The sequence below is a fragment of the Kitasatospora sp. NPDC001119 genome, from assembly GCF_053598475.1.
Map to the genome: position 1 here is coordinate 14,461 of NZ_JBSFKI010000042.1, position 16,045 is coordinate 30,505.

Genomic DNA, 16,045 nt, shown 5'->3' on the forward strand with positions numbered 1-16,045 from the left:
GCGGCTCCTCGTTCAGTACGGCTCGTATTGAATACGACTCGTACTGAATACACCATGTATCGTTCTCCCGTGAACCCGCCCCCCGCCGACACCGCCCCCCGACCACCCAGACGCCGCATCCACACCCGGGCCCGGCTGCTGGCCGCGGCGAGCGAGCTGTTCCTCTCCGTCGGCTTCGCCCGGACGAGCATCGAGGACGTCTGCGCCGCCGCCGGCTACACCCGCGGCGCCTTCTACTCGAACTTCGGCAGCAAGGAGGACCTGCTGCTGGCCCTCTTCGACGACCAGGCGGGGCAGCGGCTGGCCGAGCTCGCGGAGCTGGCCGCCGCCTGCGAGTCGCTGGCGCCGCGGGAGCGGGCCCGGCGGCTGGTCGAGGCGCTGCTGCGGGTCGAGCCGGCGGAGACCGGGTGGATCCTGCTGTTCCTGGAGTTCCGGCTGGTCGCGGCCCGGAGCCCGGCGCTGGCCGAGCAGGTCGCCGCGCACGACCGGGCGGTCGCGGCCGCGCTGGCCGGGGTCCTGGAGCGGAACCTGCCGGAGCTGGTGCCCCCGGGCGCGAGCGCCGGGCAGGCCGCGGCGGTGGTCCTGGCGGCGCGCGAGGGGGTGCTGGCCCGGACGGCGGCGGGCGGCGCGGCCGCGGAGGAACTGCTGACGGCGACGGCGGCGGTGCTGTCGGGGCTGCCGGGGCGCTGACCCGACTCCTGGCACGGCCGGAAGTCCGGAAACGCCGAGGGGCGGCACCCGTACGGTCACGGGTGCCGCCCCTCGGCGGTGCTGCTTCGCGCGCTAGATGATCAGGCTGAGCGGCATGATCAGGGCGATGGCGACCACCGAGATGACCGTCTCCATCACCGACCAGGACTTCAGCGTCTGCCCGACGCTCATCCCGAAGTACTCCTTCACCAGCCAGAAGCCGGCGTCGTTGACGTGCGAGAGGAACAGCGAGCCGGCACCGATCGCGAGCACCAGCAGGGCCGCGTGGGTCGAGGACATGTTCGCGGCGAGCGGGGAGACGATGCCGGCCGCGGTGATCGTGGCGACCGTCGCCGAGCCGGTGGCCAGGCGGATCAGCACGGCGATCAGCCAGCCGAGCAGCAGCGCGGAGATGTGCCACTTGCCGGACCACTCGCTGACCGCGTTGCCGACGCCCACGTCGATCAGGGTCTGCTTGAAGCCGCCGCCCGCGCCGACGATGAACACGATGCCGGCGATCGGGCCGAGCGACTTGCCGACGGTGTCGGAGATCCGGGCCTTGTCGAAGCCGGCCGCCTTGCCGAGCGTCACCATGCCGAGCAGGGTCGCGGCGAGCAGCGCGATCAGCGGGGAGCCGATGAAGTCGAACACCCGCTGGCCCAGCGCCTTCGGGTTGTCGATCACCACGTCGGCCAGCGCCTTGCCGAGCATCAGCACGACCGGCAGCAGGATGGTGGCCAGCACCGCGGCGAAGGAGGGGGTGCGGTCGTGCTTGGCCGTCTCCTCGGGGGCGGTGGCCGCCGGGATCTCCAGCGGGCCGACCCAGCGCTCGGCCACCCGGGCGAACAGCGGACCGGCGATGATCAGGGTCGGGACGGCGATCAGCAGGCCGAGCGCCAGGGTGATGCCGAGGTCGGCCTTCAGCGCGTCGACGGCGACCAGCGGGCCCGGGTGCGGGGGCACCAGGCCGTGCAGCACCGACAGGCCGGCCAGGGCCGGGATGCCGACCCGCATCAGCGGCACGTTGCCGCGGCGGGCGACCAGCAGCACGATCGGGATCAGCAGGACGACGCCGACCTCGAAGAACAGCGGCAGGCCGAGCACGGCCGCGATCAGCGCCATCGCCCAGGGCAGCGCCTTGTTGCCGGTACGGGAGAGCACGGTGTCGGCGATGATGTTGGCGCCGCCGGAGTCGGCGAGCAGCTTGCCGAGCATCGCGCCGAGGCCGATCAGCAGGCCGACGCTGGCGACGGTGGAGCCGAAGCCCGTCGAGAAGCTGCTGAGCAGCTTGTCGAAGGGGGCGCCCGCGACGGCGGCCAGCAGACCGGAGCCGAGCGTGAGGGCGAGGAACGGGTGCAGCTTCAGCTTGGTGATCAGTACGACGATCGCACCGATGCTGAGCAGCACCGCGATCAGCAGCTGGGAGTCGCTGCTGGTGTGCGGCAGGGCCGGTGGGGCGGCCGCCAGCAGAGTGGGGGCAATGCTCACGCGAGGTCTCCATTGACGGGCCGCAGCAGCGCCACGGCCATCTCGACGAGTTCTTCGGGGGACGGGCCCACGTCCAGGGCGGCGCCGCGCTCGTCCGCACCCAGGGGCTCCAAGGTGGCGTACTGGGAGTCGAGCAGCGACGTCGGCATGAAGTGGCCGGTGCGGTGGGAGAGCCGGTCCTCGACCAGCTCGTGACCACCGCTGAGGTGCAGGAAGAAGGCTCCCGGGGCGTCCGCGCGCAGGATGTCGCGGTAGCGGTGCTTCAGCGCCGAGCAGGTCACCACGCCGCCGGTACCGGCCTCGGTCCGCTCCTTGAGCCAGGCGCCGATGGCGCGCAGCCAGGGCGCGCGGTCCTCGTCGTCCAGCGGGATGCCGGCCGACATCTTGGCGATGTTGGCCGGCGGGTGGAAGTCGTCCGCCTCGGCGAAGGGGAGGGCGAGGCGGTCTGCCAGCAGGCGGGCCAGGGTGGTCTTGCCGACGCCCGAGACGCCCATCACCACGATGGTGAAGGGGGACTGCGGGAAGTCGTGGTTCTCGACGCTGAGAGCCATGGGGTGGTGCTCCTTCGTTGCCTGGCCGCCACTATCGCCTCAAAGATATGACGTATTCAAGTGGCGGAAACCAAATCGTCATACTTTTGCGGTGTGGTCTGGGTCGCAGGACGCATGACCCGGACCACGGGGGCGGCACGACCCGGACCGCGGGGCGGCACGACCACCGCCACAGGGCGACGTGAACGCGCGCGGGGCGGGCGTCTACCCTGGGCGGATGGAGATCCAGGGGCTGCCCGGGCGGCTGCTTGACGAGCTCGGACCGGCGATCGCGTCGGGGGAGGTCCCCGAGGGGGCCGTGCTGCGCGGCGAGGAGCTGGAGCACCGGTTCGGGGTCTCCCGGACAGTGGTCCGGGAGGCGGTGCGGATCCTGGAGGGGATGCGCATGGTGGCGTCCCGGCGACGGGTCGGGATCACCGTGCAGCCGAAGTCGGTCTGGGACGTCTTCGACCCGATGGTGATCCGCTGGCGCCTGGCCGGCTCGGACCGGCCCGCCCAGCTGCGCTCGCTCGGCTCCCTGCGGGTGGCCGTCGAACCGGCCGCGGCCGCGCTCGCCGCCACCCACGCGAGCGACGACGACCGGCGCGAACTCAGTTCACTGGCCGTGGATCTGACGGTCACCGCGCGGGCCGCCGACCTGGCCACCTTCCTCGAACACGACATCGCCTTCCACTCCCTGGTGCTGCGCGCCTCCGGCAACGAGATGTTCGCCCACCTCGGGGACACCGTCGCGGCGGTGCTCACCGGCCGGACCGAGTACCATCTGATGCCCGATCAGCCGGAGTCGTACGCGATCCGGCTGCACCGCGAGGTCGCGGAGGCGATCTGCGCCAAGGACGCCGGCCACGCCGAGCGGGCGATGCGGACGATCGTGAGCGGCGCGCTGGAGGAGCTCAACGCCCAGCTGGACTGAACCGGGGCGCCGGGGGCGCCTGCCAGGCCTGCCGGGACGGCAATGACGGCCCGGATGGCACGGTTTGGCGGCAGTTCGGCGGTTATGGAGGCATAGTCCTGGTTCGGCGGGGCAGAGTGAGCCGAGGGGGCGCGTTTCGTGTGCGCCCGTTCCGTATGCTTCACCGAACACGCGCCACGCGCCTGGGGGTCGCTCGATGTCCGTGCCACGCCGCCGCCGTCGCCGCCTACCCGACGAGGTACGCGCCGCCGCAGTCCGGGCGGTGCTCTGCCTGTCCTTCACCCTGGTCGGCGTCGTGGTGGCGACGCTGGCCTCGTACGCGGACAGTTGGCTGCTGACGCCCGCGCTGCTGGCGATGGGGCTGGGGGTGTTCGGCACCATGTGGTGCCTGGTGGAGATCCTGATCTCCCGCCAGGTCGCGGCCCAGCGGATGCAGTCGCCGGGCTCCGCGCATCCGATGGCGGGCAGCCGGGCGCCCTCCGAACCGCTGGCCGCGCGGCCGTTCCCCCGGCCCGGCTCGTCCTCGGTGTACCGGCAGCCGTACGAGTCGCCGCAGCCGCAGCCGTACGGGCCGGGGCGGCAGCAGCCGCAGCCGTACGGGCCGGGGCAGCCGCCGTACGGGAACCAGCAGCCGCCCCGACCGCCGTACCAGCAGCCCTACCAACCGCCGCGGCAGCCACCGCAGCAGCCGCCGCGCCAGGCCCGGGTGCAGCCCAACCACCCGTAGCACCAGGCCGATCGGTCAGTCCCGGAGCGGCAGCGCCCGGTAGTGGGTGGTGAGCCGGCGGTCCTCGTCCAGGACGTGGAAGGCCAGCATCGGCGGGTGGTCGAAGGAGATGCCGGGCCCGCCCTCGAAGGGCAGCGTGACGGTGGAGACCACGCCGGGCGCGATCAGCAGCGGCAGGCCGGCGAAGGCGGTGGCCGCGGAGGTGTGCGCGTGGCCGCAGAACAGGGCGGCCACCCGGGGGTGGCGGCGCAGCACCCGCTCCAGCCGCTCCTCGCCGAACTGGCGGATCGGGTCGACGTACGGCAGGTGCAGTTCCACGGGCGGGTGGTGGAAGGCCACCAGGGCGGGCAACTCGGTGCGGCCGGAGGCGAGTTCGGTATCCAGCCAGTCCAGCGTCGGCTCGTCCAACAGGCCGTCGTGCTGCCCGGGTATCGAGGAGTCGAGCATCAGCACGTCGGCGCCCGGCAGTCGGTGCAGCCGGTTGACCGGCCCCTCCCCCGGCGCCTCGCCGAGCAGCACCTCCCGGTACGGCGACCTGGAGTCGTGGTTGCCCGGACAGGTGAACACCGGGTGCCGGGAGACCAGGACCTCGGCGACCTGCCGGTACTCCTCCGGCAGGCCCTGGTCGGCGAGGTCGCCGGTGACCAGCACCGCGTCCAGCGGGCCGGGCAGGGCGTCGAGGTACGCCATCACCTGCTCGGCCCGCCGGCGGGCACGCTTGCCGTCGTCCCGGCCGTGGTCCTGGCCGAGGTGGATGTCACTGAGGTGCGCAATCGTCAGCATGGCGATCACGCTAGTGAGTTCACGGCTGGGCGGGAACCTCCGCGGGGCGCTTGAACATCCGGGTGGCGGTGATCTCGCCGTGGATGGTCGGGCCGTCCGGGTCCGGCGCGGCGGGCAGGCCCGGGCGCAGGTGCTCCTCGACCGAGATGTACTTGAGGCCGGCCCGCAGGTCGGCGTCGTTGCGCAGGCGGATCACCAGCGGGAACTCGGCGAGCGCGGTGGTGTCGAACAGGCCGGTGGTGTAGATCAGCTGGACGCCGAGCGCGTCGGCCACGGCCCGCTGGAGCTCCAGCAGGTAGGTGGCGTTGGCGCGGCCGATCGGGTTGTCCAGGAACAGCGTGCCGGCGTGCCGCAGTTGGGACTGGCCGCGGTCGTTGGCGCGCAGCGCGGCCATCGTGCAGTACAGCGCGATGGCGGCGGTGAGCAGCTGGCCGCCGGAGAAGACGTCGGACATCTGGCCGACGCTGACCCGCTCGGCGCGCAGCACCGCGTCGGGCTTGAGGATCTCGACGCTGACGCCCTTGGGGCCGATCGCGGCGGCGACCCCGCGCAGCAGCAGGGACATGCCGTCGCGGCGCAGGTCGCTGTTCTTCCTGACGGCGGCGCGGGTGGCCTCGTCGATGACCTCGCCCAGGCGCTCGACCAGGGTGGCGTGGTCCGGGTCCTCGAAGCGGATCCGGAGGAACTCCTGGCCGGACCACTCCCCCAGGCCCTCGGGCAGCCGGGAGAGCCGCTGGGCGGCGCGCAGGGTGGTGAGCGAGGACTCGACCAGGCCGCGCAGCCGGTCCACGATCGAGCCGCGGTTCTTCTCCAGCTGGGCGAGCTCGTCGGTGAGCACCCGCAGCCGGGGCGCGAAGGCGGTGGCCCAGGCGGCGGCGTGCTCGGGCAGCGCGGAGGCGGGCAGTTCGCGGATCTGCTGGCGGGCGGGGGTGCGGACGGCCTCGTAGCGGGCCGCGTTGGCGTGCCGGACCAGGGCGTCGGCGGTGTCGCGGACGGCGAGTTCGGAGGAGGACAGTTCGCCGGCGGCGGTGCGCAGGGCGCGGCGGGCCTCGGTGGCGCCGGTGCGGGCCTCGGTCAGCGAGCCCAGGTACGGCTCGACCGGGTCGTCCGGGTCCTCCTGGTGGTCGCGCAGGCCGTCGCGGAGCTGGCCGGCCAGCTCGTCGAAGTCGGCGGCGGAGGCCTGGGCGGTGTCGAAGGTCCGCTGGAGGTCGGCGTGGGCGGTGCGGGCGGCGTCCAGGGCCTCGCGGCGCTCGGCCAGGCGGCTGGTGGCGGTGCGCAGCAGGGCCTGGGCGTGCTCCGGATCGGTGGGGACGAGGTCCTCGGGCAGTTCGGTGTGCGCCTCGCCGTCGGCGGGGGCGGAGCGCTCGGCCTCGCCGCGCAGCCGGCCGAGCTGCTCGCTGGCGGTGGCGGAGCGGGCCTCGATGGTGGCGACCAGTTCCTCGGCGCGGGCGGCGGCGGCCTGGCGGGCCGGGCCGTCGGCGCCGTCGGGGCTGCCGAGGAGTTCCTCGGCGCGGGTGCGCACCTTGTTGGTGAGGCGGTCGAGTTCGGTCGCGGCGGCGGCCTCGTCGCCCTCGGCGCGGGCCTGTTCGGCGCGCAGGTCGGCGCCGACGCCGACCTTCTCGTACAGCTGGGAGGCGGCGCGGTAGGCCTCGCGCAGGGCGGGCAGCGCGGCGGGGGCGGCCTCGGCGGGTTCGTCGGCCTGCTCGGCGGCGGGGATCTCGGCGCGTTCGGCGCGCAGCGCGCGGGCCGTCCGGCGGGCGTCGTCGGCGGCGCGCTGGGCGGCGCGGCGGTCCTCGTCGCAGGTGCGGGCGCGTTCGGCGCACAGCGCCTGGCGGCGGTCGCACTCGGCGGCGTCCTCGGCGAGTTCGCGCTGGCGGCGGGCCCAGTTGGCGCGCTCGCGCAGCCGGAAGGCGAGGCCGGAGAGGGCGTCGGCGCGGCGGCGGGCGCGCTGGGCGGCCTCGCGGTGCTCCTCGTGGGCGGAGGCGGCCGCGGTGTGGTCGGTCTCGGCCTCGTCGTGGTCGGCGCGCAGGGTGGCCAGGGCGGCGGCGGCCTGCTCGGCGTGCTCGCGGGCGGCCTCGGCGGCGGCGGCGAGTTCGGCGAGGGTGCCGGGCGGGCAGCTGGCGTGCCAGGAGGCGAGGCGGGCGGCGAGGGCGCGGTCGGCGCCGAGGCGGCCGGCCAGTTCGCGGATGTGCTCCTCGCGGGCGCTCGCCCGGGCGCGCAGTTCGCGGCGCTCGCCGTCGGCGGCGGACTCGTCGTGCATGGCCGGGTTCGGCGGCACGAGGAAGAAGGCGGGCTCGTCGGTGATCGGGGCGATCAGCGAGGCGGCGGCGCCGACGGCGACGGTGGAGCGCGGCAGCAGGGCGGCGGCCTGCAGGGCCTCGCGGGCGCGCTCCAGCGAGGAGGGGTCGGTGACGACGACGCCGTCGACCAGTTCGGGGCGGGCGGCGAGGATCGCCTCGTGGTCGGCCGGGTCGACGGACTGGGCGAGGTAGCGCCAGCCGGGCAGGGCCGGGATGCCGTGCTCGGCGAGGTACTCGACGGTGGCGAGCACGTCCGGGCCGGGCGGCAGCAGGCCGCCGTCGCCGAGGGCGGCGAGGATGCGGGAGTCGTCGGCGGCGGCCGTGCGGAGGTCGAACAGGGTGCGTTCGGCGGTGGCGATGGACTCGTCGAGGAGTTCGCGCAGGTACTCGGCGTTGCGGTCGAGCAGGGCGGGGGTGAGGAAGCCGGCGTCCTCCTCGGCGCCCTCCTGGTAGGGGGTCAGGGAGAGCAGGTCGGCGAGGCGCTGTTCGGTGGCGAGCAGGGCGGCGGTGCGCTGCTCGGCGGCGAGGGACCGGGCGGCGTCCTTGCGCGCGTCGCCGGCCCGCTCGGCGGCGAGTTCGGCGCGCGAGGTGGCGGCGGCGGCCTCGCGCAGCCGGGCAGCGGCGGACTCGGCGGCGGTACGGGCCTGGGCGAGCGCGGCGGAGGCGGCCTTCTCGACGTCGGCGGCGTACAGGGCGGCGCGGGCCGGGTCCACGTCGCCGTCGGCGTCGATGAAGCCGGCCGCGACGGCGGCCTCGGTCTCCTGCTCGACCTCGGCGAGGCGCTGGCGCAGGTGGTCGGCCTCGCTGCGGGCCTTCTGGGCGGCGGTGGCGGCCTCGGTGGCGTCGGTCTGGGCCTTGCCGCCGTCCTGCTGGAGTTCGCCCGCGCGCTCCTCCTCGGTGTCGGCGCGGGACTCGGCGGCCGCGGCGGCGGCCTCCAGGGCGCGGGCCAGGGCGGTCGCGGCGCGGGCGCGGGCGGCGAGCGCGGGGGCGGCGTCCAGCTCGGCCTCGCGGATGGCGGCGGCGACCCGGGCGACCCGGTCGGCGGCGGCGCGCTGGCGCAGCACCGCCTCGGCGGCCTGCCAGGCGGAGTGCAGGGTGCGGGCGTCGATGAGTTCGCGGCGCAGCGCGGCGGCCTCGGCGGTGGCCGCGGTGAGGCTCAGGGTGGCGTGCCGGTGGGTGAGTTCGTCGGTGATCAGGCTGTGCCGGGTGCGGTCGGCCTCGGCGGCGGTGACGGCGCTCGCGGCGGCGGCGACCTCGATGGCGAGGTCCTGGGCGCGGTCGCGTTCGGCGGTGGCGCGGGAGGCGAGGGCGTGGGCGAGGCGGCGGGTGCGGCGCTCGGCGGTGCGGTGGGCCTCGCGGACGGTCTCGCGGGCGGTGGTGGCCTCGGCGATGCGCTCCAGGAGGTCCAGCGAGCCGGCGGTGAAGTCGCGTTCGGCGGTGAGTTCGGCGCGGCGGCCGAGCTTGGCGGCGAAGCCGTGCACGAGGTCGGCGAGGCCGTCGGTGTCCCGGGTGTCGGTGACGGCGCGCAGCAGGAGGTCGGTGAAGTCGCTGTCGTGCTTGACCGCGAAGAGGCCGGCCGCCTCGCCCTCGTCGGCGTTCATCTCGCGCTGGTAGCGGAAGAGTTCGGGGTCGAGGCCGAGCTCTCCGAGGTGCTCGGTCCAGCGGTCGTGGCCGTCCTCGAAGACCAGGTCGAGGTGCGGGTGGGCCTTGCCGGCCTCGGTGAGGGCGTCGCGGAAGCCCTTCATGGTGCGGCGGCGGCCGCGGGCCTTCTGGTCGCCGGCCAGGCTGACCCGTTCGGCGACCGGCAGCGAGTCGAGGGTCAGGCCGGGGCCGGGGCGGAAGGAGTACCAGGTCTCGGCGAACTTGCGCGGGTCGGAGGAGACCTGGCGGCCGCGCCACTCGCTGACCTTGCCGACCACGATCGGCTCGCCGGTGACGGTGTGCTGCCACTCCAGGGCGACGTGGCCGCAGTCGTCGGCGAGCAGGAACTTGCGCAGCACGCCGGAGCTGGCGCCGCCGAGGGTGTTGCGGTGGCCGGGGAGCATGACCGAGAAGATCAGCTTGAGCAGGACGGACTTGCCACCGCCGTTCTCCAGGAAGAGCACGCCGGCCGGGGCGGGGCGGCGGACCGGGCCGTCGGGTTCCTCGCCGAACAGGCCGATCTGCTGCGGGGCCGGGTCGGCGACCGGCTCGCCGACGCCGCGCAGGTCGAGCACCGTGTCGGCGTAGCGGGCGCCGGCCGGTCCGATCGAGTAGAGGCGGACCCGGTTGAGCTCGTACATGTGCGGCTGTTCTCCGTGGCTTGCGTGGCGTGAGGGATGGGCGGCGGGCCGGATCGGGGCGGGTGGGCCGGGGCCGGCGCGGTGGGCCCGGAGCGGGTGGGCTCCGGGCGCCGGGGCTCAGAGGGAGTGGAACGGCAGCCCCGCGTCGGCGACCAGTTCGTCGCCGGTGTCCGGCGGCAGCAGGCTGGCGGTGCCGTCGGAGACCGGGACGATGCCGAGGTCGAGCAGTTCGGCCATGGCCGCGCTGCCCGCCAGGTCGCGCACCTGGAGCTGGTAGCGGGCGGTGGTGCGGTAGGTGCCGCCGGAGTCGTCCGAGACCTTCTGGAGGAAGCCGGAGTCGACCAGGAACAGCACGGCCTTGGCGACGATGCCGATGGTGGAGCCGGAGAGCCGGCGGGCGTCCTTGGTGGCGCCGGTGGCGGTGCGCCGGGCCCAGACCCGCCAGGCGGCCTCCAGGCCGGGGGCGTCGGAGGCCGGGTCGGTGTTGGCGCCGTCCGCGTCGGCCTGCTCCTCCAGGCGGCGGCAGGCCTGGCGGACGAAGGAGTCGACGCCGTTGACGGTGATCCGGCCGAGGTAGCCGTCGTCGGCGAGGTCCTCGGGGCGCGGGAAGGCCATCGCGGCGACGGCCAGGTGGGCGAGGCCGTGCAGGAAGCGGTCGGTGGACTCGGAGGCGGCACGGCGCGAGTAGTCGCCCATCCGGACGGCGAACAGCGAGTCCTCGGCGGCGGCCACGGCCATGCCGGCCCGCGGGGAGACCTCCAGGACGACCAGGCCCATGCCGGTCGCGATGGCGTCGGCGAGCCGGGCGAACGGCGGGTCCTCGCGGTGGCGGCGCACCAGGTCGGCGTACTCGGCGTCGCGGGCGGGCAGCAGCTTGGCCTGGAGGCCGAAGGAGACCAGTCGGGCGGCGTCCGCGACGTCGGCCGGGGTGATCGGCGCGGGGGCCGCGGGTTCGGTCTCGGCCGCCCAGGACGTGTCGTGGTGGGTCGTCACGGGCGGTGCTCCTCGGGGGTGGCGCGGTGGTTACGGTTCGTCATGGTTGGTCCCGGCGGGGTTGGTCCCGGCAACGTGTGCTCCCGGCCGGTCAGCCGGCGTCCTTGCGGTCGGCGGCCATGCCGACCGCGTCGAGCAGGGCGCTGCCGACGATCAGGTCGGCGCCGCCGAACTCCCGGTCGCGCAGCGGGGTGCCGTCGTCCACGGCGAACAGCAGCCGCTCCTCGCCCTGGCGGTAGGCGGTGCCGACCGGCGGGCTGGCCGCGTGCACGGCGAGCAGGGCGACCAGGTACGGCAGGTCCGGGTCCTGCTTGCGGGCGTCGGCGAGCAGGCCGGAGAGCCGACGGGGGGCGTCCGGGGGCAGGTCGAGCAGGAGCATCGCGGACTCCAGCTGGGCCTCGGAGAACCGGCTGTCATCCGGGGTGGCGACGAGGTCCGGGTCGGGCAGTTCGGCGCCGAGGTGCTCGCGCTCGACCGGCGGGGTGAGCAGCAGGTCGACCAGGTCGGCGACCCGCACCGAGACCGGGGTGCGCAGACCGGCGCCGCGGGCGAAGAACGCGCCGGTGGGGCGGACGGCCTGCTCTATCGGCAGCCGCAGCACGGGGGCGAGCAGCTGCCCGTAGAGGTCGATGCCGCTGCGGGCGCCGGGGGCGGCGAAGGCCTGGCGGTCCTGCTCGGCGCGGAACAGCGGGCCGGCCTCCAGCAGGCGGGTCTGGAGCTGGGTGTGGCGGCGGATGCAGTCCTTGACGATGTCGACCAGCTCGGCGGCGCGGCGCTTGTGCTCCGGGTCCTCGGCCTCGTCGCGGGCCTTGCGGATGTTGGTGAGAATCGCGTTCTCGTGCCGGTAGCGGTCCGCGATGTGGTCCAGCGCCTCCTCGATGAGATCGGGGATGGCGCGCATCCAGTCCACCGCCCGGACGTTGCGGCGGGTGGCGTCCAGGGCGCGGCGCAGCGTCTCGGCGTACTGGACGGTGCGGTAGCGGGCCTGCTCGGCGGCGAGCTGGGCGTCGGCCAGGCGGCCGCGGCGGATCAGCACCTCCAGCTTGACCTCGGCGGCGATCTGGGCCGAGGTGACGTCGGTGTCGAGCGCGCCGACCAGGACGTTGACCGCCTCGTCGGTGGTGCGCAGGTAGACGCCGCCGTCGGGGCCGGGGACCTCCTCGATCAGCTTGAAGTCGTAGTCGCGGCGGACGTACTCGCCGTCCGCGCCGAAGGTGCCGTAGACGGCGCGGAAGCCGCGGTCCACGCTGCCGACGTTGATCAGCGACTCCAGCACCCAGCGGGCGACCCGCTCGTGCTCGACGGCGGGACGGCCGACAGCCTGGGCGGCGACCCGGGGCAGCAGCCGGGCGAGCACTATCTCGCGGTCGGCCCCGGTGTCGAAGTCCATGTGCAGGGTGACCAGGTCGATCGCGGCGAGGCCGACCTCGGCCATCGCGTAGCCGCCGTACTCGCCGGCCAGGTTGACCTTGCGGTTGTCCAGGTCGTGCAGCGGGGCGGTGCAGGCCAGCGCCTTGAGCCGGCGGGCCAGGCCCTCGTCGGCGGCGGGGCCGGGCGCGGGGCGCGCGGCGGCCGGGCCGGCCGGGGGTCGGAGGCCGGGCTCGATGGGCGGGTCTGCGATGGCGGTCACGGTGGACAAGATTAGAGGTTCGCACCGAGTTCGACCGAAACGGACCTTGCGGGCGGGCGGAGCGGCAGGTGGGCGGCGGTTCGGGTGACGGATTCGGAACGTGGTTTCGACGGGATTCCGCCATTCCCGAACCGGTATTCGAGAAAACCGTGAGGGTCGCGCACCGGTTCGGTGATGATCGACCCATGATCACCCGACTGGCCAAAGCGGGCCTCGCCGCCGCGCTGTCCGTGACCACCCTCACCACCGGCGCCGTCCTCGCCACCGGTGCCACCGCCGAGGCCGCGACCCCGGCGGTCCCGACCTCCGCCCAGCACGTGACCGTCTCGCAGAGCGGGAACTACCCCGGCGGGTTCTTCACCACCGGAAACATGTCGGTGTCCTGGACCGTCGCCGGCACCACGGACCTGACCGGGCCGACCCACATCACCCTCGACCTGCCGCCCGGCGTCACCACCGACGGTGCGATGTTCTTCCCCGCACCGGCGGACTACACCTTCACCACCGCCCTCTCCCCCGACCACCGCCACCTGGAGGCCGTGTTCACCGGCACCCGGCCGGTCGGGAGCTACAACTTCATGAAGCTCAACCTGGCCACCACGCCCGGCGTGCCGATCGTCGGCGCGATCACCGCGACGGTCGCCAACCCGAACGACACCGACCCGACCGGGCACGTTTCCGGCTACGACCTCCGCAGCAAGAGCTACCTGCCGGCGACCGTCCAGGCCGCCCCCGCCGTCACCGGCCTCGACACGGCCACCGGCCCGGGCACCGGCGGCACCGCGGTGACCGTCAGCGGCAGCAATCTGGCCAACGGCATGGTGCTGGTCGGCGGCGTCCCCGCCCCCGGCCGCTGCACCGACACCGCCTGCGCGGTGACCACCCCGGGCGGCACGGGCAGCGCCCCGGTCAGCGTGGTGACGCCCGGCGGCACGGCCGCGGCTCCGGTCACCTTCGACTACACCGGCGCCCCGCCGCCGGCCCCGGCCGCACCGGTGCTCAGCAGCGTCTCTCCCACCTCCGGCCCGGCCGCCGGCGGTACCCGGGTGTACCTGTTCGGCAGCAACCTGACGTACGGGTCGGTGGCCTTCGGCGGGGTGCCGGCCACCCACGTCTCCTGCGGCCCGGCCGCCTGCACCGCCACGGCCCCGGCGGGCGCCCAGCCCGGGCCGGTGGACGTCACGGTCACCACGGCGGGCGGGACCAGCGCGCCGGTGACGTACACCTACACGGCGTAGCGGCCGTACGCGGCGCGCTGGCCGCCGTCGGTGCCCGGGTTCCACGGAGCCCGGGCACCGCTGCGTTCGGAGCGGGGCAGTGCCGCCGCGTCCCCTGCACGACTCCGGCCGGGGCCGGCCCCGGCCACCCTTCCCGCCGACGCGGCCGGTCCCCCTCCAGCCCCCGATCCGGCCCCGGCCCACCCCCGCGTGCCCCCGACCACCCCGCCCGTTCCCCTCCTCGCCCCACCCACCCCGAAGGCTAGTTGAACACGTTCAAAAGATAGGTCTAGAGTCGGTTCCGCGCAGGCGGGACAAGGCTCCGCCTGCACTTCGGCATGCTCGGCATGGAGGTGTGCGAGATGGACGGCGACTCGGCGGTCATCCTTCGCAAGGTCCGACGGTGGCTCTGGTTCTTCCTGGTCTGCCTGGTGCTCAGCGGTCTCACCGCGTTCCCGCTGGAGACCGAGACCCGCTGGCTGGCGGACTTCGCCGCCGGCCCGGCCGCCCCGCTGAGCGATCACCTCCCCGGCGTGACGGCCTGGATCGACCGGGTCCACACGGGCGTCGCCGAGACCAACGCGCGGTACCCCTTCCTGGCCTACGGCACCGACTGGCTGGCCTTCGCCCACCTGGTGATCGCCGCCGCCTTCTGGGGGCCGCTCAAGGACCCGGTCCGCAACATCTGGGTGATCCGCTGGGCCGTGCTGGCCTGCGGGGCCGTCATCCCGCTGGCGCTGATCTGCGGCCCGCTGCGCGGGATCCCGCTGGCATGGCGATTCATCGACATGTCGTTCGGCGTCTTCGGCGTCATCCCGCTCCTGGTCGTGCTGCGGGCGTTGCGCCCGCTGGAGCGCGCGTTCCGGGGGCCGGCGACCGCCGGTTGAGCCCGGGCAGCCCGCGCGCCCGGCTCGCACCCCGGCGCGACCCCGCGCGGCGCCGCCCCGGGGCGTGCGGCCCCGGGCACACGCCGCGGCGCCCGCGGGGCTCCGGGTCACGGGCAACGGCCTTCATCCGCAGGCCCTACCATCTGGCTCAACAGCTGCTGGGAGGCGGACGGGCGTGGCCGATGCGGTGATCGATCTCAATGCGGACCTCGGAGAGGGGTTCGGACGCTGGACCCTGACCGACGACGAGGCCCTGCTGTCGGTGGTGACCAGCGCCAACGTCGCCTGCGGGTTCCACGCCGGGGATCCGTCGACGATGCGCCGGGTCTGCGCGCTGGCGGCCGAGCGCGGCGTCCGGATCGGCGCCCAGGTCTCCTACCGCGACCTGGCCGGCTTCGGCCGCCGCGCGATGGACGTGCCCCCGGAGGAGCTCGCCGACGAGATCGCGTACCAGATCGGCGCCCTCCAGGTGTTCGCCCGCGCGGCCGGCTCCAAGGTCTCCTACGTCAAGCCGCACGGCGCCCTCTACAACCGGGTGGTCGGCGACTCCGAGCAGGCCGAGGCCGTGGTGGCCGGCGTGCTGCGGGCGGGCGCGGTCTGCGACGGGCCGCTGCCCGTGCTCGGCCTGCCGGGCTCGCTGCTGCTGGAGGTGGCCGAGGGCGTCGGGCTCCCGGTGGTCGCCGAGGCCTTCGCCGACCGCACGTACACCCGTACCGGCACCCTCGTGCCGCGCCGCGAGCCGGACGCCGTGGTGCACGACCCCGAGTCGGTGATCACCCGCGCCGTCGCCATCGCCCGGGACGGCACGGTGGAGGCCGCCGGCGGCGAGCGGATCGCCGTCGAGGCCCGCTCGCTCTGCGTCCACGGCGACACCCCCGGCGCCGCCCAGCTCGCCTGGCGGATCCGCGGCGCCCTGGCCTCCGCCGGGGTCCGGGTGGAGGCCTTCACGTGACACCGGGGACGGTGCGCCGGGTCGGCGAGCGGGCGCTGCTGGTCGAGCTGCCCGGGACGGCCGAGGTGGCCGCGCTGTACGGCTGGCTGAGCGAGCGCCGGGAGTCGGGGGCGCTCGGTGCGGTGGAGGAACTGGTCCCGGCCGCGCGCACCCTGCTGCTGGACGGCGTCGCGGACGTCGACGCGGTCGCGGCCCTGCTGCGCACCGCCCGTCCGACGGCGGCGGCGGCGGCCGGGGTGGCGCGCGGACCGCTGCTGGAGGTCCCGACCGTGTACGACGGCGCCGACCTGGCCGAGGTCGCCGCACTGTGGGGGGTCTCCGTGGAGGCCGCCGTCCGGATCCACACCGGGCCCGAGTACGTCGTCGCGTTCTGCGGCTTCGCCCCCGGCTTCGGCTACCTCACCGGCCTCCCGGCGCCGTACGAGGTGCCGCGCCGGGCCACCCCGCGCAGTTCCGTCCCGGCCGGCTCGGTCGCCCTGGCCGGCCCGTACACCGGCGTCTACCCGCACCCCTCCCCCGGCGGCTGGCAGCTGATCGGCCGCACGGCGCTCGCCCTCTGGGACGCCGACCGCGAGCCCCCGGCCCTGCTGGCCCCGGGCACCCGGGTCCGCTTCACCGCGGAACGGGCCTGA

13 protein-coding genes are annotated in these 16,045 nt (G+C 75.1%); 7 read left to right on the forward strand and 6 right to left on the reverse strand.

Annotation, left to right across the window (positions count from 1 at the left end; genetic code table 11):
• Nucleotides 1-69 precede the first annotated feature (69 nt).
• Nucleotides 70-690: a TetR/AcrR family transcriptional regulator gene (locus ACWDD9_RS36000; RefSeq protein WP_387830676.1), complete on the forward strand. Its 621-nt coding sequence runs from the start codon at nt 70-72 to the stop codon at nt 688-690.
• Between the two features lie 93 nt (nt 691-783).
• Here ACWDD9_RS36000 and ACWDD9_RS36005 read toward each other — a convergent pair whose 3' ends face one another.
• On the reverse strand, nt 784-2,172 hold the full coding sequence (locus ACWDD9_RS36005) for a GntT/GntP/DsdX family permease (RefSeq protein WP_074006385.1): 1,389 nt from the start codon (nt 2,170-2,172) through the stop codon (nt 784-786).
• Between the two features lie 2 nt (nt 2,173-2,174).
• Nucleotides 2,175-2,729, reverse strand: coding sequence for a gluconokinase (locus ACWDD9_RS36010; protein WP_449813932.1), 555 nt, complete (start codon nt 2,727-2,729; stop codon nt 2,175-2,177).
• A gap of 217 nt (nt 2,730-2,946) precedes the next feature.
• On the opposite strand from ACWDD9_RS36010, the gene ACWDD9_RS36015 reads away from it, so the two are divergent.
• The gene (locus ACWDD9_RS36015) at nt 2,947-3,642 is read left to right on the forward strand and encodes a FadR/GntR family transcriptional regulator (protein ID WP_049658539.1); all 696 of its coding nucleotides are present in this window, start codon (nt 2,947-2,949) and stop codon (nt 3,640-3,642) included.
• A 196-nt stretch (nt 3,643-3,838) separates the two neighbouring features.
• Nucleotides 3,839-4,369: a hypothetical protein gene (locus ACWDD9_RS36020; RefSeq protein WP_449813933.1), complete on the forward strand. Its 531-nt coding sequence runs from the start codon at nt 3,839-3,841 to the stop codon at nt 4,367-4,369.
• Nucleotides 4,370-4,384: 15 nt separating this feature from the next.
• Here the strand turns inward: ACWDD9_RS36020 and ACWDD9_RS36025 are convergent, their stop codons facing one another.
• The 4 genes from ACWDD9_RS36025 to ACWDD9_RS36040 all read right to left on the reverse strand — a co-directional run bounded on the left by ACWDD9_RS36025 (nt 4,385) and on the right by ACWDD9_RS36040 (nt 12,357).
• Entirely contained in the window at nt 4,385-5,152 is a 768-nt protein-coding gene (locus ACWDD9_RS36025; RefSeq protein ID WP_449813934.1) for a metallophosphoesterase, read from the reverse strand.
• A gap of 19 nt (nt 5,153-5,171) precedes the next feature.
• Nucleotides 5,172-9,734 carry a hypothetical protein gene (locus tag ACWDD9_RS36030; protein ID WP_074006353.1) on the reverse strand — a complete coding sequence of 1,521 codons (4,563 nt, stop codon included), beginning with the start codon at nt 9,732-9,734 and terminating at the stop codon, nt 5,172-5,174.
• Between the two features lie 117 nt (nt 9,735-9,851).
• On the reverse strand, nt 9,852-10,727 hold the full coding sequence (locus tag ACWDD9_RS36035; protein WP_049658421.1) for a hypothetical protein: 876 nt from the start codon (nt 10,725-10,727) through the stop codon (nt 9,852-9,854).
• Nucleotides 10,728-10,818: 91 nt separating this feature from the next.
• The gene (locus tag ACWDD9_RS36040; protein ID WP_369808353.1) at nt 10,819-12,357 is read right to left on the reverse strand and encodes a hypothetical protein; all 1,539 of its coding nucleotides are present in this window, start codon (nt 12,355-12,357) and stop codon (nt 10,819-10,821) included.
• Nucleotides 12,358-12,542: 185 nt separating this feature from the next.
• On the opposite strand from ACWDD9_RS36040, the gene ACWDD9_RS36045 reads away from it, so the two are divergent.
• The 4 genes from ACWDD9_RS36045 (at nt 12,543) to pxpB (ending at nt 16,045) form a co-directional block, all read left to right on the forward strand.
• Nucleotides 12,543-13,595, forward strand: a complete 1,053-nt coding sequence (locus tag ACWDD9_RS36045; RefSeq protein ID WP_449813935.1) for an IPT/TIG domain-containing protein — start codon at nt 12,543-12,545, stop codon at nt 13,593-13,595.
• A 326-nt stretch (nt 13,596-13,921) separates the two neighbouring features.
• Nucleotides 13,922-14,461 carry a hypothetical protein gene (locus tag ACWDD9_RS36050; protein ID WP_449813960.1) on the forward strand — a complete coding sequence of 180 codons (540 nt, stop codon included), beginning with the start codon at nt 13,922-13,924 and terminating at the stop codon, nt 14,459-14,461.
• Between the two features lie 175 nt (nt 14,462-14,636).
• The gene (locus ACWDD9_RS36055) at nt 14,637-15,413 is read left to right on the forward strand and encodes a LamB/YcsF family protein (protein WP_359911098.1); all 777 of its coding nucleotides are present in this window, start codon (nt 14,637-14,639) and stop codon (nt 15,411-15,413) included.
• Complete coding sequence (pxpB, locus tag ACWDD9_RS36060; protein ID WP_449813936.1) at nt 15,410-16,045, forward strand: 5-oxoprolinase subunit PxpB; 636 nt, start codon at nt 15,410-15,412, stop codon at nt 16,043-16,045. Before ACWDD9_RS36055 ends, pxpB begins: the two co-directional genes overlap by 4 nt.